Raw genomic sequence first — 19,496 nt, forward strand, 5'->3', positions numbered from 1 at the left:
TTCGATTAATAATTGCTTAAAGATATAAAATATTACATATTGAATTTACGGTTTACCGTATTTAATTCTTTACCCAGTCTACAGTATTTCCTAACCTATCTTTTTTTGGCTGCAGTCCTAAACTGCGTAAGTGCTTCCAGTATAACGAAAGATCAGCAGGGCTCAATTTATCGGCGTAATCCTTTGACCAGGTGTTTGGAAATCCAACTTTACCCTTTTTGGATATCTCCAGTAAAAGTTCATTGTAGTAACGAACGAGGTTAGATATCGAATGTTTGCCCTTGAACAGAAAATTTTCGCTTTCAAAGTAATGCTTTAAAATCTCTTCAGTAATTTTTATGCTGGAGATCTTTCCGCCATCCTGCCGCGAAGCTTTGTATTTGATCCTGTTGTATTTTTCGTACATCATGCAGAACATGGCCACTTTTTTATTTGTGGCCATTTCAACAATTTTATCACAGGTTAGTCCGATCTGGTTACTTTTGCTAGCGATCTGTTCCTCAACATATGGGATACTGATCATTAAACCTCTGAACTGCCCCTCGTTTAAAGGACATTTAACAGCTATTTCAATTGTATTTAAAAAGCCATGACTAAAGGTTACATATAGACAGCCTTCTATCTTTTGGGAGGTTAATTTATACACTTGTTTCATCGTTTCAATGCTTTTAAATGATCAGGTTTAACTTTGGTCTCGAATATCGTCAGAACCTGCCCGAGCTCGATCACATCCAGTCTGTTCAATGGCTTCTTTTTTTGCTTTATGCAAAAATCGTCAATGATTGTTTTCAGTTCAGTAGTTGATTTATGGAAGTACATTTCCCGGGCAATGCTGAACATCTTTTTTCGCATCGCATCTCCAGGAGCGGGCTCCCAGTCATCCGGGATTTTTTGAACAGCTGTCTGCAATGTTACAAGTTTTGCAAAAAGCTGGTCGAATTCCTCATCGGAAAGTTCCCTGCAGCTCTCGGTTCGGCCGTCTGTAAATTCGCAGACGGCCTCTTCTTTTGTTTTATCAAGTGCCTTGCACATCGCGTAAAACCGACGGTAATCCCTATGATTCATTTTCAAAATACACCTTGTAGTAATTCATACCCTTTTTCTCATCAAACCCTCTCTCGATCAGTTCCCGTTTTCCATGTACGTTGATTTGGAAATTTTTATCAAGCTTGATCATATTTTTAAAACCTGCTCTGCTTTTTTTAATTACGGCATTGGAAAGCGGGAAATCATCTGGAATCTTGGTATCCAGTAGCTCTTCTGCATTCGCTTTGGATATTCTAAATAGCTCGATAGCTTGTTCTGATCCAATGACCGATTCTTCAAATTCTTCTTGAGAAAAAGTCTCATTATTTTTAAAATATGCCTGTGCTTTATTGAGCAGATCGATCTTGTCCATTTTTTCAACCTCAAAGACTTCATCCAATCCGTCAACAAAAGTTTTAAAAATCCTGATCGTCGCCTCGGTCTGGAAATTGGAATCGTTGCGCAATTTCACCTGAAGGAATTCGTCCCGCCAAAAGCTAGCGTCAAAAGATTTGGTATTCTCCGCTAGAATTACCTTAAATCCGTGGTCGGCTTCACAATTTAAAATGATGACGGCCTTGTCAATTTTCCCTACACCTACGCCATTCGCAATTTTCAGTTTATATGTACCATTTTCTGGATTTGCATTTAGGAAACTCTCTTGGTTATCTACTTTGAAAAGAGCCAGAGCTTCCCATTCTTCACCTTCAAAAAGTACATTACTAAATTTAACTGTATAAAATTCTCCAGCCTTGATTTTTGGATGATTGGAAACTTCATATAATCGTTGAGCCAAAATCTTAGAGGCTTCCAAAAACTCATACCTACCGTCAAAAATCCGACAAGCGTAATAATAAACCTCATTCAGATCCAATGAACTGTTGATATCTGACAATCTATAAACGCGTGGTGACTTATGGAAAGGATCAATAAAAAAACACATTAAATAGGCTTGCGTCTCTTCATCAATATCAAGGGATTGATCCGACAATATATAAAATTCGTCCTGTGCTTTGTTACCGACTCTATGGACGGCAACACCTTCTATTTTAGAATCTGCAAAAAATAGCATATGATTTTATTTAATGGTTAAACGATTGAGAGATAATTTGTAATTGTATATTTCCAGAAACATTTCCAAATATTGTTTCCGGTTAATACATTTTACGAGTGATCGAGGCTGTCCCTGAATTTTGCTCTTGAATAATTCCTGATCAAAGCCTTCAGCGTTGAACATCCTTCTGATCACCGAAGCGACGGATCCGCTATAAGCTGAATCATACATCGGGTGCAGCCATGTAAGGAACTCTGCGATCTCCTCGGCCTGATCAGCATTGTTTACATCGACAGATCCTTCACGAATTGCAGCTGTATCGTGCCTGCCACCTGTACTGAGCAGACTCAGTGCGGAGCTCACCGGCAGCATAGGGTACAATGCCATAAAATTATGCAGGGCCTTAAAACCTGGCTTTCCCTCTTCAGTATGAAAATTTATGTAGTCGATCAGCGACCAGTTCTTTTTATTTGAATTAAGGGTCGCAATATCGGTTTTGTTGACACCTGTATCTTTAATAAAATAAACTTGTACTTTCAACTGTTTAGCTGCCTCCAGGCGGTGCTGTCCATCTACAACACGGTTATAACCATCCACGATCAACGGATTTAGGTGCAGCAGGTTATTTTTGCTGATCAGGTTCACTAAAGTTTTAACATGCCTTTTGTCTATCTTCCTGTTTGAATTGATGTGACCGAAAATGTCATAATCTGTTGTGCTCTGCATCAGTTGCTGCTCACCGAGCTGCATTTTTGCCAGTTCTGTCGCCATTTGGCTCTTCAAAAATGATACTGGACCTTTGTCCGTGTTGATGGTCATCATGAGACCATCAACACTGTAATTGCTAATTTTGAACGTAGCATTGTCATAGAGAATAGTCTTTCCGACTATTTCTTCAATATTTCTAACCTGTTTCATCGGTTTAAATGTTTATGAATTGATCTTTAATTTGGATAATGTGGAGACTAGGTATTTGATCTGATATATACAGTCACTGATCGCATGATGGGGAATACCATTTTGGGACATATTTTTACGCACTTCAGGGTTCAGACCCGAGATTGTACGGACGTCCCGTTCTTGCCAGTATTGCCATATAGGTTCAATGTCCACACGCTCGCACGCATTCCGGATCAGGGAAAGATCGAAAGACGGCGAATTTGACCATAAGGTAGCCTTATCAGTTCCAATGAACATCATAAGATCACATAAGACTAGGAACAGGCTGCTTTTGCCCTCCAAGATTGAATCACGGACGTCATCTGGTTGATTTGCCCACCACATGACTGTATCAAAATCGAACACAAGCCCGGCTTTCTTGGATGATTTCACATCTATTACCCTGTAAAACTGTTCGCCGATATCGCCAGTATTAATATCAAATTTAACGGCACCGATAGATAAGATCACCGAATATGGTTTTGTACCCATCGTTTCAATGTCGATCATTATATCTTTCATATCTGAAGTTATTTTAAGGTGTTTTTAGAATCGTAAAGATCTACCCAGTCTTTTATCTGGTCAAGTTCTATCAGTCTGCGTTTCAGCTCTGCCTTGGATTTGAATCCTTTTTCGTAAATGGTCCAATTATGATTCTGTTTGGTCTTCACTTTGATGACCAAACCACGGGCGCCATCGTTACCACCATAATAAATAGTAAATCCGGCATCCAATAATCTTGCTTGATGACTCGCGTGCATTATATTTCCTCCTTTTCGACTTTTAAGACAAAATAAGACTCCCTATCGATAGCATCGGTCAATAAACCATATACTACCATATCTTTTCCTGTTCCCAAAAGATGGGGATTGATAACGACACGCTCGCTCCAGTATGCTGGATCTTTATCCGCTTTTTTTATCAATCCATCTTTACCTACCCAGACGGTGACATATTCGCCTTTTCTCTTTTCAAATTCAATTTTGTACATGGTTTGTTTTGGCTGTTTTTTTTGAACGTAATAGATGGTTCCTATGCACACTAGACAAAAAACGATGACCAGAATGCAGTTTGAAATATCTTCTCTCACTGGAAAAAACTCCTTCCTTCAAGATAAGCATCCTGAATATATCGCATTGCGATTTCATCTTCTCCACCATCCGGCAGTGGTGCAAACCGGTGATATCGGAACACGCTTTCATACGCATCGATCGATTTGTTTACCATGACTTCATTGTGAAGCTCTTTAGCCTCATCCAAAGATGGGATGGACACTTTTGTGTCCTTGTCCCATCCGATTCTTTTTGATATATCACTATAAATACTCATCCTACTAATTTTCTACTTTTAAAACCTTATGAATTAATGTCAATTTTTTACCTTGATTACTGATAAAGTACACTGGACCGCCAACTCTTAGGCGTACATGGTTGATTACTGTACTACCTACCCAAATATTCTGTTGAAAAGGTCCGCAGCCAACTACCACGCCATCCTTGTCAATTTCCCACCATAAGAAATCCTGACCGTTATCTTCGAAATGGATCTTTTTCATCACAGACTGCTAAAATTCATCTCGAGACGGACCCATTTTCCGGCTTTATTCTTTTCCTTGAACTCGTAACCGAACTTCTTAAAGGTGATACTATAGCCCTCCTTGATCAACTCAAGACCTTTCACCCAGCGTGGATCCTGAAAAGTATCCTCGTGTTGCAAAAGTTCCATAACCTTAGCATATTCAAGATCACCATCCTGATTGCGTTCAATGAAGCCCATCAGGATCCCATGGATACGTCCGGCCGTTTTCTTGATCCCTTCAGATAACAAGAACTCTTTGATAAGTTCTACAGCCTTGTTGGCACGTTCGTCCCATGATGGATCGGTATCCCGTCTCCGGGTGACCCTAAGGTCATTCCGGGAATTGGTCATTGTAAAACCTCCCTGACTGTTCGATCGGATACCACCATATTGGTTCAGTGATTCACGGTGCCCCTCCATTACGGTATGTAATTTTGTTTTGAAGCGAGCAACAGCGAGAGATACCTCTCTCGCTTCATCCATCAGCTCCTCGATCGAAGCATCTTTCTTTTCCTCATACTTTTTCTTTTCTCTTGCCCGTTTAGCTTTTTCAGCCTTTTCTTCTTTAGCTAGTTCAGCCATAAGCGCTTTGCGCTGATCAGCTGAAAGTTTTGATACATCTGTCATCTTCTCAATTTGTTTCTGCGGACCTCACGAACAGCCCAGTAAATTAAAAAACCCAAAATCAGCAATGTTACGGGAATCCATATCGGTGATAAAACCCACCACCAGGACCAGGTAATTTTTCCTATCAGCTTCAGTACGATAAATACTAGAGCAAGTATTGCGGGAAAGCCGATCGTGCCTCCATTTGAATTGTTGTTAGTTGACATGGCTATCCTTTCTGTTATTTCTCAAATCATCCAAAAAACCTACTCTCTTAGCGGATCTAAAGCCATCTACAGCAACATTCAATATATGCTCCGCCTTGGTATCTCTTTCCTGTATACTGCATAGTGTCGCTGATATCTGTATAGTTTCACCTTTAATATGCGCCATTGTTTTACCATTGTAGCTCACGACTGAAAACACAGTAGCTGAATCCGGAAGCTTTTCAAGCAATTTGTCTATTGCAATTAGTCTGGAGTCCTATGAAATAGGATTTTTAGACTCTTTTTTTTCATAGGCACGGCAGGCCATTGTGATCACATTTGCTAGACCTTTATTTTCTCTCATTTGCATGGCCAATTGTGCAGCGAAACCAATAGGATCCTTGGTGTTAAGTCCTAAAAGGAGCCTTTCACCGTCGTCAGCCATAACCATTTTGTTAACATTGTCATCAATAGAAGTGAATGCATTTTTCAGGTTCATCATCTGTTCTTTTTTCGTGTTTTCCATTTTTACTTTGTTTTATGATCAATAATTCCAATTATTTTGTTGATTGCAAGATTAGTTTCAGAGGGCCATGCAATAGCTTTGAGCTTGTCGATATGGATCAGAAATGCCAGCCCCTGTTCCGTTGGGATATCGATCTTGTTGACCTGCTCCACTGTAGCCCATTTGACCCGGAGCGTTTCATTTAGCTTCGATAATAGCAAGCCGGTGATTCTTTCGTAAGGTCCCTTCTGTTTATAATGCAGGGGATTGAAGGTCTTTTCCATGATACCGCCCCATTCCTTAAGTTCATCCCAGCTCAGTTTAAACTTGATTTTCCTTGGTTCCATGTTCGTCTGTTGTTTCCTTGTTATTGTGTTTTATTTCAAACTGCAGTTCGATCGGAGCACCAATCAGTTTTTCGACCATCTTTTGAGCCTCGACCAGGATCAGTGCCGCTTTGGTAAATTTGTTGATGCTTCTCATTGCTTATAGATTAAGTTTAGGACGTGACCGAATTTGACCATCATATCCGCATCGGCATATAACCGTTTGCCATTATGGAGCGTATAATATTCCTCTGAAGTGTAAATCCGGGATTCCTCATCTGGTACTACAGTGCCTAATATTCCTTTTTCGTTAACCTCCATGCCCTCAAACATGTTATAGCGTGCCATAGGAAGAAAAATATCTTCATTTCTTCTCATCCACTCATTGATCCAGAGACCACGCATAAGTGGTGAAAATCTGACTTTATTGAATACATTTATATGTGCCCCGAATAATGCCCGCTTTAGAAAAATTTCATATTGTTCAAATTGGTGATCACAATATTCCTGCTCGGTCCATTTCATAAGACGGCATATTTCTTGGATTTGCTCCTGACAAAGAACCCGGGTCTGTTCAACCAGACTAGGCATCTTTTTTTTCTTTTCTCCTGTTAATACTGATGTTTTCATAACCGTAATTTTTTAGGATGCTTTTTCATTTGCTTGTTCGATTGCTTTGTGTCCGAAGTAGAGCTCTGCACCATCCTGATCAAGATCAAACTCCCCACCTGGAACACGACCGCCCACTTCTACCCGCAGGCCTTTTACAATAAAATAGACCTTGCATAATTTTTTGAGCAATTTGGCCGTTGCTCCGGCTGGTTCACCTTTTTCTTCATGGATAAGTACCACCCAAAGAATATCAGGATACAGTTTCATTAGGCGACGTACACCGCCATTTTTCAATTCGTCCCGATAAATTAGCTCATTATCCAAAAACACTACTTTAAATCGGTTTTTATTCCTGCTGACATAATGTTCGATTTCCTCTATCGGCATATATTCGTCATAGAAAAGTTTTCTATTTGTTGGACTCGCTCCAACACGCCTTAAAGTATCCTGAAACCATTTACTGATACCTTCTTCAGCTGATATGTATAAAGTGCGTACAAACATGGAGAAGTAAACGGCGAGCATTACCGCGGCCCACGTTTTACCATTTTTCTCCATTCCCTGGATCACCCAAAAACCGCCGATCTCTGGCTCTCCAAGTTTTTCTTTCAGAACACCTGTGAAATGGGTGTACTCCCGAAACTCTTTCTCATAGACATTCTTGGTGTTCTTCAGCCTTCGACGCTTTGCTTTCTTTTGCTCAGCCATTTCGGTGCAGGATTAAAAGCTGTTCCAATCGTCTTAGGCCACCTATTTTATTGTTGTCATCCTTGATCAGACATTTCTTCATAATCGCATTGGCATCATCACGATCAGGATCATTCGCCTGTAGCACCTCGGAAACTAGCTTCTGATAAAAGCCTATTTTTTGATTTATCTCCACTGGAACAACGGATGAAAATTTGCTACTGAAACGTGAAAACAACTCCCTGAAGCCTACTTTTTTGCTCCGCATACCCTTGATCATTTTTTCCTTGCCGCCTTCAGCTGCAACTAAGTACCAACCACAGCCATTTTCTGTTCCGTTCCAGTATTCCTTCAGGTCCATCATGGTAGGGACTTCCAGATCGCCGAATTCATCAATCATGACAATAGGGGGCGGCATAAGGGTATTTAAGCAGTATTTGATATTTTCCTTCAGGTCTGCATATCTACCAGATGAGTCCAAGCCGATTGTTTTAGCAAGTGTCCGGGTAAATAGTTGCCGGGTTTTACACTGGCTGGCGTCCACATAAAAGCAATTCTGACGTTTTTGAGATAGATATTTCAACGCACGTGTTTTGCCGATTTCAGGTTCATCGATGAACATCATAGACTTGCTATAAGCCTGACAGAATTCTACTTCTTCCTGTATCTGAAGAAATACCTCCGTGACTGTAAATTTTAGATTTTCCTTATGCGTGACAACTCCAAGATCTCTTCCGATGATCATCCATTGGGCATCACGGAGAACATTATCGCGCTCGCCATTTTTGATACGGGAATAGACAGCTCCGTTGATACCCCATTTTTTTGCAAAAGCAGCATCCGAACCGCTAAAAGTATGGCGCACGCTCATAAGCGCTTCAGCTACCTGATTTCTAAATTGTGCTGATATATTCATCTTATATTCTGTCTTTAAGTGATTTTCGATTTGATACATATTCCATGATTTCTTCTTCAGGATCCTCATTGCAGAAATCCCCGAAATCAACAGGTTTTTGCCTTGTCAGCTGCTCAATTTTGAACTTACGTTCAGGTTTTGGGGTGTTGTCGATGATCGTCAACGAATCAAGGGAACCCATCACACGTCTTGCATAGCTCTCAACGGTGTTTGTATACGCTGCAAGTTCCTGATCCGCGTATTTGTCTTTATCCGTCCGTTCGATCCTTGCTCGATTAGGTCGTGGTTTTTGGATAAGCTCGCAGGCATACTCACCATTTACATAAGCAAGGGCCTTAAACACTTTCCCCTCGTTGTCGTCTAGCCAATAGACTTCCAGATCCTTTCCTTCGATCAGGCTCATGTACCTGATCAGGGTTTCGCCTTTGGCTACTTTGCCATTGTCAGCGATCAGGAACAATCCGTAGTTCAGCTGGATGTTTCCGACATTGCAACTTGTCTCAGTCCGTTTTCCGATATATTTCATGAATGCCAGATAATTGGTCGGCTGTACGTCCGGGTGTTGATTGAGTTGGAAATATTCCCATCTGCTCAAACTTTCCTCTTCTGGGTGCCCTTCATTGTTCCATTCTTCGATATCGTACAGACATTGCTCAATGATAGTGTTGTATGGAAGTTTTTTGATCTTTTCAGTTTCAATTCCGGGCTGATTGGATTCTTTATTCGCTTTAGGGCGTGCAATCCATCCCTCATGTTTCTTTTCCTTGCTGTAACGGAGCTCTTTATTTACACGTTCTATATATTTTCCACGGGGGTTGTTTGCTTCCATTTTAACATACTGGAACATCGCGCCCTCTTTCAGGAAAGATTCCTTAAAACTGCTGTTAAGTGACATTTCACATTCAAGTTCCGCCGGGATATTGATTCCCCAACTGTAATAATTGCGAACCAATTGACGATAGAATTCAATGATTATTCCTTCTTTGGTTTCTCCGTATACCTGACATATAATTGCCCGGCTCGCGATATCTACACCAAGGTAGAACCACACCCTTTTACCATCTTCCAAAGTTTTGAACGGCGGCTGACGGTCATCAATGGAGATAATGGATCCCGAATATTTTGGCATGTCGAAACTCCAGTAAGGCTTGAACTTGCCCATTTTCAGCTCGCGGTTTGATGATCTGCGCTGCATTGTTCCGACCGCGCTCTTCCATTCATTCAGGTAATTGTTCACAGTAGCAAAACTTAATGCTTTATAACCGGATGGATCGTAAACTTCACCGGTACCGTTATTGATCACCTCAATATAACCGGATAGAAAGCCTTCATACATCTTATGTACTTCAGTGGCTGTAGGTTTTCTTTGCCTATCGGCAAACATGTCGTTCAGCAGCTTCAAAGTATGGTCAAAAACCTTACGTGAATTGCTGTTTTTATGTTTTCCGCTGATCACCGAAGCATAATTTAACTTACCGTCTACCAGTGTTTCAAAGGCATTTAAAGCATCTTTAAAATGCCTTGCAGAAACGGGCAGCGTATGCTCCATGTGATGCTTGATCAGCATGAATTTTTTGTATGAATGTGCGTCGGACAAAAGAGTCGGAAAAATATTCCTTGGTTTTCCGTTTTTACGAAGGATTTCGGAAATACGTGCTTCACGAAGTCTTAACACGGCTTTCAACGTCGAAGCGTTTACAGTATATTTCTGTTGATGTTCTTCAGACAGATAACTTCCGTCCTGGAACTGAAATAGGCTATAAAAGCGAACAGCGTCGCCGTCAATTTCAAAATACGGTGCCAGTGGATGACCATTTTTCCGGGGATCTTCAATTTTTTCCTGGGCTGTTTTAGGTAAAGTATCATAATCAATCAAGAGAAATCTGCCGTTCCCACCTTTCATAAAGCGTTTCGGGCCAAATTTCTTATCCTTGTACCGACTCAGGGCTTTTTTTAGGCTGTCGTAACTAGGATAACAGGATGGGACAAGCTCTTCCTTGGTCACGACCACAGTATTATCTATTAGATATGCCATTATTATTTATAATTTTGTTTTATTAATTAATCACTGGTTATGAAAAAAACTTTAAAGACGTTCCGGATAAACTTTATAGTCTCCTATATGCTGACTGATGAAGCACACGAAATAAGGGTGCCTATTCAGCATATTTTAAGGTCTTTAGCGTTTTTACATGCTTTGGAATATTGGATTGATGAAAGCACCAGAATATTCGATCATTTACCAACAGAAACCGAATCTGATTCAGACATAATTTATTTTCGCTCGACAGAGAACACTCGGATAACTGAGAAACGATTAATGAAGGTACTTGAAGATGTATTCTCCGCTTCGCATCTCTCATCAAGTGGAGTGGACTGCTTTTGTCAAACAGCTGAGGGTCTACAGCTATACCCGTTCCCAGATAAATGCTTAAAGCACATTTCTCCTGTTCACATTGAATACCACCAGAAGGACGGACAGGTTCAAAAACTATCGGCCACACTAGGTCAAATGCCGATATCTCACGGAATTGTGGGACTGAATTGATTGAGTCTAACGTAGCCACATTTTGCCTCTTCCAGTTCGGATCTCTATGAAACCCGTTATCAGCACCCTTGTCGGTGCTTTTTTTATACTTTGTATATGACATAGCTATAGGGGGTTACTGTAGCACTGACTGGATGGCTGCTACTTGTGTGTGATAGTCTTTCTTAATTGTATCGCAAGAAATTCCCTTCTTCGTTCCATCAATACATTGCCTGATATATGACTTAGAAAAGCCATACTTCTTGACCAAGTGATCTATGACCACAGGGTTGTAGCTGTTCCTTTTTTTGTTATTTTTGTCCATTGTCATTTTGGTTGCGTTTTTGAAAACTGTTTTGCGTTTTGTTTTCGATAACACAAATATAGAAACAATTATTACTAATAAACAAGTGAATGGAAAGAAATCTTGCCAATATAAAAGAGAGAGTGTTGTATTATACTGATATTAAAGGATTTAGTAAAGAAAAATTTTTTGAAGAATTAGGCGTAACTTATGGTAATTTCAAAGGAAAAGCTAAGGATCAAGCACTAAGTTCGGATGTTTTAGAAAGAATTATCACCAAACACAAAGATGTAGATCCTATTTGGCTACTTACTGGAAAAGGCTCCATGACCCGTACAGATGTACCGGAAAACCCTTCTTTAGAGCCGAAAAACTGGATCATAGAGGATGAAAAGTCTGAACACGACAGCCCCAAGCACTCTAAAGAATCATTGGAGCGCGTAGGACTACGTATAGATGAAATAGCGCGCCTTTTAAACGTGGATCCACAGGATATAGCTGATGCAATTGGCTTTGATCGAATTGACTTTATACAAATAATAACAGGTATGAAGCCAGCGCCATCTAAATTGTTGGACGATATTGCTGAGTATTTCCCAGAAATCGACAAAACATGGCTTTATACCGGCCACGGTCAGCCAATCAATGAAAATCGTTCAATCCCTCTGATCCCAGTCGATGCAATGGCTGGTTTTGGATCCGGAATAGCCACTCAGGTAATGACCTACGACATGGAGCGGTACATTATTCCCGAATTCACCGAACTGGGTGTAGAATTCCTGATCCGGGTCAAAGGGAATTCAATGCAACCGAAGTATAATTCAGGCGATGTGCTTGGCTGTAGACGCTTGACAATGGATACATTCTTCCAATGGGGGAAGGTGTATGTCCTGGACACAACACAGGGCGGCCTAGTCAAACGTGTATTTAAAAGCGAGACACCAGGGTATATAAAATGCGTTTCAGACAATGAATCTTATCCGCCATTTGACCTGGAATTTGATAAACATATCAATGCAATAGGTTTGGTATGTGGTGTCATAAGATTGGAGTAATATATAACTTTTATTTTGCCTTTTCCTTAAAAAGGAGGTAATACCATTGATTGTCAGCATGTTGATTATGTAAAACAGAATAAATTGAAAGGCATTAAAGGGTGCTAATAATGCAAAAAGTACGCCTTTAACGCATATTTTAAGTACTTAAAGGGTGTCAATAACGCATGTTTGGAACGGGGTAAGTTCCCCCCAACTGTCCCCCCAACTGTCCCTGCAAAGATTTTTTTGTCATTTTTACCGAGTTCAGAAAACCTCATAAAAAAGGCCAGAAATCACATTGGATTACTGACCGTTATTCTATACAAAACAAGGTTTTTAAGCGTTTTAAGACATTTTTTAGCTGTATTCAGTTATAAGTGGTAGTATTCGTATCCTATTCAGAATTTACTAGTCAATTAAGCGGTATATAAATGGTAATTAATGGAAGTATTTTACCTTTCGTTTATGCAGCCTTCGGCTGGTGTTTTTTGATAAAAACACCGTTTTTGGTATCATTAACATTGATTTTAGCCGTTTTTGCCGTTTTCTATTTTATTACTTTTCGATTTATGCCCTATATAAATTAAATAAATAAAATTTAGTAAGGTAAATTCCTCTGTAAAATAATTGTTCTTAAAAATCTGCTGTTTTTCTGCAATCTTTTGCTGGAGAATAGGATATGCATAAAGCATAATATCACATAAAAATGGTCAGAAATTTCTTTCTGACCATGGTGTTCTGTATCGTTTGTAATTTCGCGCAGATTACCGGAGTTTATCGCCGAATAATGACCGTCGGTACGCTTTCAATAGTCGTTTAATCAGTCGGTTCAGCTTTTTTAGGAAAAAGCAGCGAAGCAATGATACTCAATGCAAGTATGCCGACAATAACGATCAACGAATGCGTTGTTGTAAAACCTACTTCGGCCAACCAATGATGCAGCAGCATTTTTAAACCAATGAAGACCAGCAAAAATGCTAAACCTACTTTGAGGTATTGGAATTTGTGGATGATATTGACCAAAAGGAAGAACATCGACCGCAATCCAAGTATTGCAAAAATATTGGAGAAAAATACAACATAGGGATCTTTGGTAACCGAGAAAATTGCAGGGATAGAATCCACAGCAAAAATCAAATCCGTAAATTCTATGACCAGCAGTACAAGAAATAGCGGTGTCATATATTTCACGCCGTTCTCTACATGGAAGAAGTGTCCACCATCTAATTTGGGGGTTACCTTAAAGTATCGGGAAGCAAATTTAACGACCGGGTGATTCTGTGGATCCACTTCTTCGTCCTGGTTACGGTTGATAAACATTTTGACCCCTGTAAAGACCAAGAAAGCGCCAAAAACATAGAGGATCCAGCCGAATTTAGCAATAAGGGTTGCGCCAAGGAAAATAAACAAGAAACGCATAATGATTGCGCCCAAAATTCCCCACACCAAAACTTTATGGTAATAGCGCTCCGGAATGCCAAAAGAAGTAAATAATAATACCATCACAAAGATATTATCTACGGATAGGGCATATTCCACAACGTAACCGGTGATATATTCCAGACCAAGGTTTTTGTTGTAGAGCTCGAGACTCGCCGCTAAATCACCGGGAATGATTTTAATATCGTGGTGGTGTTTGGTAATGATTTCTTGAAGGTGGTCCAAGTCATGGATATTGTGCAATTCAAATCCATAGTGACGGAGAAGCCAATAGAAACCCAAGGAGAATAAGACCCAGATGGCGCTCATGATGCTAGCCATCTTTAGGCTAACAGGTTTGTCGCCTTTGGAGAATAAGCCTAGATCTATTGCTAGCATAAGTGCAATAAAGATGAGGAATCCGCCAAAAAACATTAATTCGTGACTCATTTTATTTTTTTCTTTCTGTTGTATATTTTACCAGTTGCTCCAACCCCGATTTGTATTCACTGTCGGGAAAGTCTTCCAAGATCCGGAAAGCATCTTGTTGGTATTCCAGCATCTTATTTGTAGCGTATTCGAGCCCACCACTCTGGCGGACAAAGTCGATGACTTCAGCCACTTTGTGTGTGTCTTCATTATGGTTTTTAATCAAATTAATGATCCTTCGCTTTTCACTTGAAGTCACTTGATTCAAGGCATAGATTAACGGTAAGGTCATTTTCTTCTCTTTGATGTCATTGCCGAGTGGTTTGCCAACGTCATCTAAACCAAAGTCGAATAAATCGTCCTTGATTTGAAATGCAATTCCGATCTTTTCACCAAATTGATGGAGCTTGTCGATTGTCTCCTGATCTGCATTCGAAGAAGCCGATCCACAGGCACAGCAAGAGGCAATCAGCGAAGCTGTTTTCTTTCGAATGACCTCAAAATAAATAGACTCTTCGATATCCAGTTTACGGGCCTTTTCGATTTGAAGCAATTCACCTTCGCTCATCTGATCAACAGCTTCCGATACAATTTTTAGTAAGTGATAATCCTGATGTTTTACAGAAAGGAGCAGGCCCCTTGACAGCAGAAAATCACCCACCAAAACAGCAATTTTATTTTTCCACAAAGCATTGATGGAAAAAAAACCTCTGCGTTCGTAGGAGTTGTCTACCACATCATCATGTACGAGTGATGCGGTATGCAGCAATTCTACGAGAGCAGCTCCTCTGTAGGTGGATTCATTGATTCCGTTGCATATCCCAGCAGAAAAGAACACAAACATGGGCCGCATTTGTTTGCCTTTACGTTTGATCAGGTATTGTGTAATGCGATCCAACAAGGGGACGGAGCTTTTCATTGAAGCTTTGAATTTTTTTTCAAAAGCCTCAAGTTCATGGGCAATAGGACGTTGGATCTCTCTTAATTTTGACATGAATTGGGGTGAAATACCAAAATAGTTAAAGCTTAAAGATAGTGATTTTGTTACAACTCTTCGACTGCTTTCTCAAGATTTTTGTACCATTCCTCACCATAGGTTCGGATGAGAGGATCCTTTAAAAATTTAAATACAGGGACCTGTAATTCTTTACCAAATGAGCATGCATCTTTACAGATATGCCAACGGTCATAGTGAAGTACGTCGAATTCGGGGTAATGTGTTGTCCTGATAGGATAGAGGTGACACGAAACGGGTTTTCGCCAATGCACCTCGCCAAGTTCGTAAGCTTTTTCGATAGCGCATTTTGTAATGCCATTTTCCCAGGTCACATAGGCACATTCTTTATTCCCATCAACACAAGTGGTCGTTAGATCGCCATCAATATCGACAACATACTTCCCTTGCTCTTCAATCGCTTCAATACCTTTCTCGGTCATATAGGGCTTTACTTTGGGATAAATCTCCTCCAATATAGCCTTTTCACTCTCCAATAAAGGTGCGCCTGAATCGCCTTCAATACAACAAATTCCTTTACATTTTGATAAATTACACACAAAGTCATTGTTGATTAGATCTTCGTGCACCAATACATTTCCTACTTCAATCATTCTAATTATTTTGAGTAGCTTGCTTTCTGTCCCAATTTGTATTTTAATCCACTGGCTTCGAGTAATTCCAGTGTTACCGAACCGATTAGAATATCTACATTGGCTTTGACCGGAATACGGTTGCCATCATTGGTTACCCACAGATAAAGCTTGCTATTTTTTTTAAAGATACGTCCTGGTTTAATCTCAGGACTGAATTTGAGACATTCTAAAGTGCCTAATTCCGTTTTTATTTTTTCTATTCCAATATATTGTATGCCTAAGGTGGCAATCTCATCATTCAAAAAATAAGTCAGCTTAAAAGATTCTCCTGGTTTAACAGTCGACAGATCTAGATTTCGGGCGAAATAATAGGAAGAAAGCAAGTCGAAAGTCTGATCTACCTTCGAATTGAAAGTCCCCTTGTTGCCTACAACACTATTTGTCTCCTGGTTGAAGCGCACCTTATCGTTCCGTCTATATCCTCCTTCACGAATGTTTTCCGTATAGTAATACGGTAAAAATGTCTTGCTATTGATATACGAGTTGTATTCATTTCTCACCGTATATATGGCAAAGGCGCCAGCTGTTTTGCCGGCAGCGTATAGATGAAAGGAAGGGTTTCCGGCTCCATCCTTGGTATCCTCAACGGTTAATGTCCCTGTTGCGGCTGAAATAAAGCCATAACGGAGTTTATATTTTAATTTCTCGCCACCTTTAAATGCCGATTCTTTTAAATGCGGTAAATCTTGAGCGAAAGCAGTACTTACGATAACGGATAAGTAAAGGAGCAAAGTCGATATAAGTTTCATGTACGTAAGTTTACGAAATTTGTTTGAAAAAGAAATGTTAATTTCATTCAAATAAATTTAACTTTTGGAGTTAATGAGACCTTCATGGACGATGACATATACTTATGTTGAGCTGAGTTATTTAGGCTGTGTCCGCTTAAATACGGGGACCGTAGAACAGGGTTCACCATACATAATACTCTTTGCTACCTTACTCAATTTTACCGTAAACTGCACAAAGGTAGACTCCGGAATAAAAATATCACCACAACCTTTCACAACCACACGTTGATCTCGAAATTGTTCCATGTCAATCTGTTCGATTGCCGCAGCATACTGCATACGCAACAACTCCTCTGAATCCCCAAAAATAACTGTCTTCGCATAGGGTTCCAATTTGTTGGCTAATAACATATAAGCCCAGGTCGGAACAATAGCATCGGCAGTACACGTAATTGCGACATGTTTACCTTCGTATTGCGACCAGTCGTGTGTCTTAATGAATTCTCGGAAATCCTTTTCTTTAAGAATCAAGCCATGGAAGAGATTATCCTTAATATCATAGACTACATTGTCTGCTTTAGGATGGTAGTTGGCCAGGTCAACTGTGACTAACCCACTTTGCGCAACTTTGTTGACAATATCTGTTTGAATATCCATATTTACATCAAAAAAAAAGCCGGACGATAATTCGTCCGGCTACAAATTTACTTAAAAATCTTTTAAAAGAATTTCACTCTATTGTCAATGATTTCAGCTTTGTCTTGTAAAGCGCGGAAAATAGATCCCCAAGCGCGTTGTGCTTTAGCTGCAAGCATTTGTTTCTTTTGTCCGTTGATATCCGAAATCGCGGCAGGATTGGTAAAACCATTTACTTGTACAACATATACACCGGTATTGCCTTCAATCGCTTTGGAAGGTTTGTTTGGCTGTAGCCCAAAAACAGTACCAACCACTTTGTTTTCTAATGCAACACCAGGAATAACTGGATTTGCGAAGACAACATTTTCAACGTGAATAGCTGCTTTACCAACTTTTTGTGCTACTTGATCAATAGAAGATGTACCTGCTAAAGCCTTGTCAAATTTATCTTTCAAGATTCTAGCTTTAACCATATTTCTTACTGCAGGTTCGATATCTTTCTTAACAGCATCCAAGGAAAGAGTTCCTTTAGGCTGTATGTCGACCAAGTTTGCTAAGATATAAGAGGTTTCAGTTTCGAAAACTTTATCTGAAATATCGCCTTTTTTAGCTTCGAAAGCCCATTTGATTAAATCACGTGGAGCTTCGGCGCCATCTAATACATTGTCCATCGCTGTTACGCGTGAGGCTGTTTTTGCTTCCAGACCAATTTTTTTCGCTTCTTGAGCAAAGTTCTGTGCTGTAGCTGCAGATAAGAATGCTGTTGCTTTGCTATGTGCATTGTTCAACGTTTCTTTTCCGCTGTTGATCACTTTGTCAATGATAGCAACTTTTGCATATTTTGAACTTCCTGATTGTTTTTCAATTTTAATGACATGGACACCATATTGTGATTTTACAACTTTGATATCGCCTGTTTTACTTTCGAAGATGGCTGTCTCAAGATCTGGAGCCATACGGCCTCTTGTTAAAGTACCCAGCTCGCCACCGTTGGTTTTGCTCTCTGGATCTTTGCTGAATTGAACCGCCAATGCCGCAAAATTGTCTCCTTTTTGAATCAATCCTTTGATCGAATCTGCTTTCGCCAATGCTTTATCCATTCCACCTTCGGCAGCAGGATCCAATAGTATGTGTGATGCTTTCACAGAGTCAGGGCTTACGATCGTCGAAACAACTTTTGCAATTTCATACGCATTGTTGTTTAAGAAAGGTCCCACAGTTGTTCCGGCCGCAACATTGAAGACAACGGAATCCAATGAAGGACTCAACTGTCCTTTTTTCACATAAGTAAACGGAAATTTGTTGTCTGAATTGATCGAAGCAAATAAAGAGTCATCTTTAGCAACGATTAAATCTTGTTTCAATTTATTGATCGTCTCTTTTACGGCCAATGAATCTTTTGCAAGAGGTTTTGCATCCACCATTACGTATTGGATCGCACGTGTTTCCTCTTGTGTTTTGAACATACTTTTATGCTCATTATAATATTCTTGGTAATCTGCATCAGTCAATTTGGCATCAGCATCCTTAACAGAAGCGTAATCCAAAAGAATGTATTTGAAGTCTGCTAGTTTATTACGCTCTTGGTATTCTTCGTTTGCTTCCAAAGAAGTAACATATACGCTATTAGAAAGCAATTCGCCATATTTGCTGCTTAAACGCTCATCTCTAACGCCTTTCAGTAGTTCCTCCCATTGTTCAGCCACTTGTTGGTTACCTGATGTGTTCATTTGGGTGATAAAAGCACGCAGTTGACTCGGGTCAAATTGTCCTGTTTGTGGGTTGGTAAACGCTTGAACGATTTGAGGTGAAGGGTTGTTACCTTGCACTAAATCATTTAATTCGTCTTTACCGACAGTCAAACCGATTTTTTCAATTTCCTTTTTCAAGATTTCTCTTGATAAAAATTGATTCCATACTTGTTGAACAGCGTAGGTCCGCATTTGAGGGGTCACTGCACCGCCCATTTGTTGTTTGAACATTTCCTCTGTTTGTTCAACTTGCTTACTGAACTCAGGATATTCAATTTCAGTTCCGTTGACTTCCCCTACACGATTTTGATGTCTCGCCCAAAAAGGAGCTCCCCCTCGAACGACATCGCCTAGTAAAAATGCTAAAATTGCGATAGCCATAGCTGCGGTCAAGATGACACCAGCTTTGTTACGCAAAAAGCCCATTAATCCCATAGTCTGCTTATTGTGTTTATATTGTGTAAATACTTGTATTTCGTTAATTTATGCATAGCATAGCAAAATGCGGTGCAAGATACAATTTTTATAAAAAAAAACGGAATATTTTCCTGAAT

26 protein-coding genes are annotated in these 19,496 nt (G+C 39.9%); 1 reads left to right on the forward strand and 25 read right to left on the reverse strand.

Annotated elements, in window-relative coordinates; genetic code table 11:
• Window positions 1–61: 61 nt before the first annotated feature.
• The 19 genes from B4Z90_RS22750 to B4Z90_RS22840 all read right to left on the reverse strand — a co-directional run bounded on the left by B4Z90_RS22750 (window position 62) and on the right by B4Z90_RS22840 (window position 11,106).
• Window positions 62–655, reverse strand: a complete 594-nt coding sequence (locus tag B4Z90_RS22750; RefSeq protein WP_286803380.1) for a hypothetical protein — start codon at window positions 653–655, stop codon at window positions 62–64.
• Window positions 652–1,065 carry a hypothetical protein gene (locus B4Z90_RS22755; RefSeq protein ID WP_286803381.1) on the reverse strand — a complete coding sequence of 138 codons (414 nt, stop codon included), beginning with the start codon at window positions 1,063–1,065 and terminating at the stop codon, window positions 652–654. Before B4Z90_RS22755 ends, B4Z90_RS22750 begins: the two co-directional genes overlap by 4 nt.
• Window positions 1,055–2,098, reverse strand: a complete 1,044-nt coding sequence (locus B4Z90_RS22760; protein WP_286803383.1) for a nucleoid-associated protein — start codon at window positions 2,096–2,098, stop codon at window positions 1,055–1,057. Before B4Z90_RS22760 ends, B4Z90_RS22755 begins: the two co-directional genes overlap by 11 nt.
• Before the next feature lie 6 nt (window positions 2,099–2,104).
• Complete coding sequence (locus tag B4Z90_RS22765) at window positions 2,105–2,998, reverse strand: ParB N-terminal domain-containing protein (RefSeq protein WP_286803385.1); 894 nt, start codon at window positions 2,996–2,998, stop codon at window positions 2,105–2,107.
• A 12-nt stretch (window positions 2,999–3,010) separates the two neighbouring features.
• Complete coding sequence (locus B4Z90_RS22770) at window positions 3,011–3,541, reverse strand: 3'-5' exonuclease (protein ID WP_286803388.1); 531 nt, start codon at window positions 3,539–3,541, stop codon at window positions 3,011–3,013.
• An 8-nt stretch (window positions 3,542–3,549) separates the two neighbouring features.
• Complete coding sequence (locus B4Z90_RS22775; RefSeq protein WP_286803391.1) at window positions 3,550–3,780, reverse strand: hypothetical protein; 231 nt, start codon at window positions 3,778–3,780, stop codon at window positions 3,550–3,552.
• A complete protein-coding gene (locus B4Z90_RS22780) occupies window positions 3,780–4,010 on the reverse strand; it encodes a hypothetical protein (RefSeq protein WP_286803393.1) in 231 nt (76 codons plus the stop codon). The genes B4Z90_RS22775 and B4Z90_RS22780 overlap by 1 nt, the downstream gene beginning before the upstream one ends.
• Window positions 4,011–4,105: 95 nt before the next feature.
• Complete coding sequence (locus B4Z90_RS22785) at window positions 4,106–4,348, reverse strand: hypothetical protein (RefSeq protein WP_286803396.1); 243 nt, start codon at window positions 4,346–4,348, stop codon at window positions 4,106–4,108.
• A gap of 4 nt (window positions 4,349–4,352) precedes the next feature.
• Window positions 4,353–4,574 carry a hypothetical protein gene (locus B4Z90_RS22790; RefSeq protein WP_286803399.1) on the reverse strand — a complete coding sequence of 74 codons (222 nt, stop codon included), beginning with the start codon at window positions 4,572–4,574 and terminating at the stop codon, window positions 4,353–4,355.
• Window positions 4,574–5,224, reverse strand: coding sequence for a DUF3164 family protein (locus tag B4Z90_RS22795; RefSeq protein WP_286803400.1), 651 nt, complete (start codon window positions 5,222–5,224; stop codon window positions 4,574–4,576). The genes B4Z90_RS22790 and B4Z90_RS22795 overlap by 1 nt, the downstream gene beginning before the upstream one ends.
• A 195-nt stretch (window positions 5,225–5,419) precedes the next feature.
• The gene (locus B4Z90_RS22800) at window positions 5,420–5,596 is read right to left on the reverse strand and encodes a hypothetical protein (RefSeq protein WP_286803403.1); all 177 of its coding nucleotides are present in this window, start codon (window positions 5,594–5,596) and stop codon (window positions 5,420–5,422) included.
• Window positions 5,597–5,686: 90 nt separating this feature from the next.
• Window positions 5,687–5,935 carry a hypothetical protein gene (locus B4Z90_RS22805; RefSeq protein WP_286803405.1) on the reverse strand — a complete coding sequence of 83 codons (249 nt, stop codon included), beginning with the start codon at window positions 5,933–5,935 and terminating at the stop codon, window positions 5,687–5,689.
• A 2-nt stretch (window positions 5,936–5,937) separates the two neighbouring features.
• Window positions 5,938–6,261 (reverse strand): hypothetical protein, encoded by a 324-nt coding sequence (locus B4Z90_RS22810; protein WP_286803407.1) that lies wholly within the window; start codon window positions 6,259–6,261, stop codon window positions 5,938–5,940.
• Window positions 6,236–6,397, reverse strand: a complete 162-nt coding sequence (locus B4Z90_RS22815; RefSeq protein WP_286803408.1) for a hypothetical protein — start codon at window positions 6,395–6,397, stop codon at window positions 6,236–6,238. The genes B4Z90_RS22810 and B4Z90_RS22815 overlap by 26 nt, the downstream gene beginning before the upstream one ends.
• On the reverse strand, window positions 6,394–6,870 hold the full coding sequence (locus B4Z90_RS22820; protein WP_286803409.1) for a hypothetical protein: 477 nt from the start codon (window positions 6,868–6,870) through the stop codon (window positions 6,394–6,396). Before B4Z90_RS22820 ends, B4Z90_RS22815 begins: the two co-directional genes overlap by 4 nt.
• A 12-nt stretch (window positions 6,871–6,882) precedes the next feature.
• Window positions 6,883–7,560, reverse strand: coding sequence for a hypothetical protein (locus tag B4Z90_RS22825; RefSeq protein WP_286803411.1), 678 nt, complete (start codon window positions 7,558–7,560; stop codon window positions 6,883–6,885).
• Entirely contained in the window at window positions 7,553–8,455 is a 903-nt protein-coding gene (locus B4Z90_RS22830; RefSeq protein WP_286803413.1) for an AAA family ATPase, read from the reverse strand. Before B4Z90_RS22830 ends, B4Z90_RS22825 begins: the two co-directional genes overlap by 8 nt.
• Window position 8,456: 1 nt before the next feature.
• Window positions 8,457–10,490 carry a hypothetical protein gene (locus tag B4Z90_RS22835; RefSeq protein WP_286803415.1) on the reverse strand — a complete coding sequence of 678 codons (2,034 nt, stop codon included), beginning with the start codon at window positions 10,488–10,490 and terminating at the stop codon, window positions 8,457–8,459.
• A gap of 121 nt (window positions 10,491–10,611) precedes the next feature.
• Window positions 10,612–11,106 carry a hypothetical protein gene (locus B4Z90_RS22840; RefSeq protein ID WP_286803416.1) on the reverse strand — a complete coding sequence of 165 codons (495 nt, stop codon included), beginning with the start codon at window positions 11,104–11,106 and terminating at the stop codon, window positions 10,612–10,614.
• A 290-nt stretch (window positions 11,107–11,396) separates the two neighbouring features.
• Between B4Z90_RS22840 and B4Z90_RS22845 the strand changes: the two genes are divergently transcribed.
• Window positions 11,397–12,341 (forward strand): S24 family peptidase, encoded by a 945-nt coding sequence (locus tag B4Z90_RS22845; protein WP_286803418.1) that lies wholly within the window; start codon window positions 11,397–11,399, stop codon window positions 12,339–12,341.
• 798 nt (window positions 12,342–13,139) lie between these two features.
• Here B4Z90_RS22845 and B4Z90_RS22850 read toward each other — a convergent pair.
• The 6 genes from B4Z90_RS22850 to B4Z90_RS22875 all read right to left on the reverse strand — a co-directional run bounded on the left by B4Z90_RS22850 (window position 13,140) and on the right by B4Z90_RS22875 (window position 19,377).
• Window positions 13,140–14,192: a TerC family protein gene (locus B4Z90_RS22850; RefSeq protein WP_115047120.1), complete on the reverse strand. Its 1,053-nt coding sequence runs from the start codon at window positions 14,190–14,192 to the stop codon at window positions 13,140–13,142.
• Window position 14,193: 1 nt separating this feature from the next.
• Window positions 14,194–15,165, reverse strand: coding sequence for a polyprenyl synthetase family protein (locus B4Z90_RS22855; protein WP_070563314.1), 972 nt, complete (start codon window positions 15,163–15,165; stop codon window positions 14,194–14,196).
• Window positions 15,166–15,215: 50 nt separating this feature from the next.
• Window positions 15,216–15,779, reverse strand: a complete 564-nt coding sequence (locus B4Z90_RS22860; protein WP_070563316.1) for a DUF3109 family protein — start codon at window positions 15,777–15,779, stop codon at window positions 15,216–15,218.
• Window positions 15,780–15,784: 5 nt separating this feature from the next.
• Entirely contained in the window at window positions 15,785–16,570 is a 786-nt protein-coding gene (locus B4Z90_RS22865) for a DUF3108 domain-containing protein (RefSeq protein WP_070563318.1), read from the reverse strand.
• 117 nt (window positions 16,571–16,687) lie between these two features.
• Entirely contained in the window at window positions 16,688–17,209 is a 522-nt protein-coding gene (locus B4Z90_RS22870; RefSeq protein WP_286767611.1) for a DUF2480 family protein, read from the reverse strand.
• A gap of 62 nt (window positions 17,210–17,271) precedes the next feature.
• A complete protein-coding gene (locus tag B4Z90_RS22875; RefSeq protein ID WP_182983334.1) occupies window positions 17,272–19,377 on the reverse strand; it encodes a peptidylprolyl isomerase in 2,106 nt (701 codons plus the stop codon).
• Window positions 19,378–19,496 lie beyond the last annotated feature (119 nt).

Origin of the sequence: Sphingobacterium sp. UBA5639 (assembly GCF_002421245.1) — a bacterium.
Taxonomy (GTDB): Bacteria; Bacteroidota; Bacteroidia; order Sphingobacteriales; family Sphingobacteriaceae; genus Sphingobacterium; species Sphingobacterium multivorum.

Coding starts and splice junctions, on each gene's coding strand:
- B4Z90_RS22805 (WP_286803405.1), bottom strand. CDS start 5,935: ATGGAAAACACGAAAAAAGAACAGATGATGAACCTGAAAAATGCATTC.
- B4Z90_RS22855 (WP_070563314.1), bottom strand. CDS start 15,165: ATGTCAAAATTAAGAGAGATCCAACGTCCTATTGCCCATGAACTTGAG.
- B4Z90_RS22845 (WP_286803418.1), top strand. CDS start 11,397: ATGGAAAGAAATCTTGCCAATATAAAAGAGAGAGTGTTGTATTATACT.
- B4Z90_RS22785 (WP_286803396.1), bottom strand. CDS start 4,348: ATGAGTATTTATAGTGATATATCAAAAAGAATCGGATGGGACAAGGAC.
- B4Z90_RS22760 (WP_286803383.1), bottom strand. CDS start 2,098: ATGCTATTTTTTGCAGATTCTAAAATAGAAGGTGTTGCCGTCCATAGA.
- B4Z90_RS22835 (WP_286803415.1), bottom strand. CDS start 10,490: ATGGCATATCTAATAGATAATACTGTGGTCGTGACCAAGGAAGAGCTT.
- B4Z90_RS22765 (WP_286803385.1), bottom strand. CDS start 2,998: ATGAAACAGGTTAGAAATATTGAAGAAATAGTCGGAAAGACTATTCTC.
- B4Z90_RS22770 (WP_286803388.1), bottom strand. CDS start 3,541: ATGAAAGATATAATGATCGACATTGAAACGATGGGTACAAAACCATAT.
- B4Z90_RS22795 (WP_286803400.1), bottom strand. CDS start 5,224: ATGACAGATGTATCAAAACTTTCAGCTGATCAGCGCAAAGCGCTTATG.
- B4Z90_RS22755 (WP_286803381.1), bottom strand. CDS start 1,065: ATGAATCATAGGGATTACCGTCGGTTTTACGCGATGTGCAAGGCACTT.
- B4Z90_RS22750 (WP_286803380.1), bottom strand. CDS start 655: ATGAAACAAGTGTATAAATTAACCTCCCAAAAGATAGAAGGCTGTCTA.
- B4Z90_RS22815 (WP_286803408.1), bottom strand. CDS start 6,397: ATGAGAAGCATCAACAAATTTACCAAAGCGGCACTGATCCTGGTCGAG.
- B4Z90_RS22830 (WP_286803413.1), bottom strand. CDS start 8,455: ATGAATATATCAGCACAATTTAGAAATCAGGTAGCTGAAGCGCTTATG.
- B4Z90_RS22780 (WP_286803393.1), bottom strand. CDS start 4,010: ATGTACAAAATTGAATTTGAAAAGAGAAAAGGCGAATATGTCACCGTC.
- B4Z90_RS22840 (WP_286803416.1), bottom strand. CDS start 11,106: ATGTCATATACAAAGTATAAAAAAAGCACCGACAAGGGTGCTGATAAC.
- B4Z90_RS22825 (WP_286803411.1), bottom strand. CDS start 7,560: ATGGCTGAGCAAAAGAAAGCAAAGCGTCGAAGGCTGAAGAACACCAAG.
- B4Z90_RS22800 (WP_286803403.1), bottom strand. CDS start 5,596: ATGGCGCATATTAAAGGTGAAACTATACAGATATCAGCGACACTATGC.
- B4Z90_RS22860 (WP_070563316.1), bottom strand. CDS start 15,779: ATGATTGAAGTAGGAAATGTATTGGTGCACGAAGATCTAATCAACAAT.
- B4Z90_RS22820 (WP_286803409.1), bottom strand. CDS start 6,870: ATGAAAACATCAGTATTAACAGGAGAAAAGAAAAAAAAGATGCCTAGT.
- B4Z90_RS22865 (WP_070563318.1), bottom strand. CDS start 16,570: ATGAAACTTATATCGACTTTGCTCCTTTACTTATCCGTTATCGTAAGT.
- B4Z90_RS22775 (WP_286803391.1), bottom strand. CDS start 3,780: ATGCACGCGAGTCATCAAGCAAGATTATTGGATGCCGGATTTACTATT.
- B4Z90_RS22875 (WP_182983334.1), bottom strand. CDS start 19,377: ATGGGATTAATGGGCTTTTTGCGTAACAAAGCTGGTGTCATCTTGACC.
- B4Z90_RS22810 (WP_286803407.1), bottom strand. CDS start 6,261: ATGGAACCAAGGAAAATCAAGTTTAAACTGAGCTGGGATGAACTTAAG.
- B4Z90_RS22790 (WP_286803399.1), bottom strand. CDS start 4,574: ATGAAAAAGATCCATTTCGAAGATAACGGTCAGGATTTCTTATGGTGG.
- B4Z90_RS22850 (WP_115047120.1), bottom strand. CDS start 14,192: ATGAGTCACGAATTAATGTTTTTTGGCGGATTCCTCATCTTTATTGCA.
- B4Z90_RS22870 (WP_286767611.1), bottom strand. CDS start 17,209: ATGGATATTCAAACAGATATTGTCAACAAAGTTGCGCAAAGTGGGTTA.